The sequence below is a fragment of the Actinomadura geliboluensis genome (assembly GCF_005889745.1).
Taxonomy (GTDB): Bacteria; Actinomycetota; Actinomycetes; order Streptosporangiales; family Streptosporangiaceae; genus Spirillospora; species Spirillospora geliboluensis.
Window position 1 is genome coordinate 1 of record NZ_VCKZ01000717.1, and the last position, 1,641, is coordinate 1,641.

At 75.4% G+C, this 1,641-nt stretch carries 2 protein-coding genes; one reads left to right on the forward strand and one right to left on the reverse strand.

Annotated elements, in window-relative coordinates; all coding sequences use genetic code 11:
* Positions 1-282 (reverse strand): lactonase family protein (locus tag ETD96_RS43790; protein ID WP_138642354.1); only part of this gene is annotated, 282 nt, incomplete at its 3' end.
* Between the two features lie 208 nt (positions 283-490).
* Between ETD96_RS43790 and ETD96_RS43795 the strand changes: the two genes are divergently transcribed.
* Positions 491-1,641 (forward strand): MFS transporter (locus ETD96_RS43795; protein WP_138642355.1); only part of this gene is annotated, 1,151 nt, incomplete at its 3' end.

Genomic DNA, 1,641 nt, shown 5'->3' on the forward strand with positions numbered 1-1,641 from the left:
CACCGACAGATGGCACGGCAGCGCCCCAGCCGCCCGCACCCCGATCTCCCGCAGCCGCCCGCCGGACGCGTCGAACGCGACGACGCCGCCCTCGTCCTCCTCGCGCACCGCGTAGATGACGCCCTTCCCGGGCTGCGCCGCCAGGTAGGACGGGCTCACCGCCCCGGCCGCGAGCTCCGGCGCCCGCAGCGTCCCGTCGGAGCGCCGCGCCACCCGGTAGATCCCGGCGCCGGCGCCCGCCTCGCCGGTGTACGTGCCCACCCAGAACGCCCGCTCGCTCACCCGGTCCCACTCCGTTCGTGATCTTCCCGCCCGCCGACGGCCGAAGGCGAGCCTAGCCCCGGCGGGCCGGGGGATCCGGCGGGACGCCCGCCTTCCCCGCGCTCACCTGCGGAAACGTGATGTATCTCGCACACTTCGCAGGTTTGGAACGCCTCCCGCAGACCCGGCGTTGGAGGTCACTTGGTGTGACCTTTAGGGGGAGAAGACCTTGGCTATCCCGGTGATGCTGCGCTCGCTGCGCCACCACAACTACCGGCTGTGGGCCGTGGCGGACTTCGTCTCGATCACCGGCACGTGGATGCAGGTCCTCGCGCTGAACTGGCTCATCCTGTCGATCACCGGCTCGGCGACCAGCGTCGGGCTCGGCCTCGTCCTGCAGGCCCTGCCCACGATGCTGATCGGGCCGTGGGGCGGGGTGATCGCCGACCGGCTGCCCGCGCGGTACGTCGTGGCGGCGGGCCAGGTGGTCCAGGCGGTGCTGTCGGCCCTGCTCGCGGTGATCGCGGCGGGGGACCCGAGCGGCACCGGAGGGCTGTACGCGATCACGCTGGTCTCCGGCGTCGCGACCGCGCTGACCTCGCCCGCGCTCGGCCGGTTCGGCGCCGAGGTGGTCGGGCAGGAGGACCTGTCCAACGGCCTCGCGCTCGGCTCGGTGCTGAGCTCCGGCGGCCGCATCCTCGGGATGAGCCTCGCCGGGATCGTGATCCCGCTCGCCGGGGTGCCGGGCGCGTTCGCGGTGAACGCGGTGAGCTTCCTCGGCGTCCTCGCCGCCATCGCCCTGATGCGCGGCGGCGAGCTGCACCGGCTGCCGCCCGCCGAGCCGGGGGAGCGCGGCATCGTCGCGGGCTTCCGCTACGTGCTCGCCTCGCCCCGGCTGCTGATCATGTTCGGGCTGGCGTTCGTGCTCGGCAGCCTCGGCCGCAACTACCAGGTCACCATGGCCGCGATGAGCCAGGGGCCGCTCGGCGCGGGCGCCGCCGGGTACGGCGCCCTGTCGGTGGCGTTCGCGGTCGGCACCGTCCTCGGCGGCGTCTACGCCGCCTCCCGCACCCGCCTCCCGCTCCGGCTGCTGCTGGTCGCCGCGGCGCTGTGCGGCGCCGGGCAGATGCTGAGCGGCGGCGCCCCGGACCTGCTGCTGTTCGGCGCCGCGATGCTGCCGATCGCGGCCTGCGCGGTCGTGTTCGACACCACCGTCGCCACCCGCGTCCAGTTGGACAGCCCCGGCGGGCTGCGCGGCCGCGTGATCGCCGCGCAGGGCATGGTCGGCGCCGCGTCCGGCGCGTTCGGCGGCCCGGCCCTCGGCGCGCTCTGCGACACCGTCGGCCCGCGCGCCGCGCTGGTCCTCGCCGGGTCCGTCAG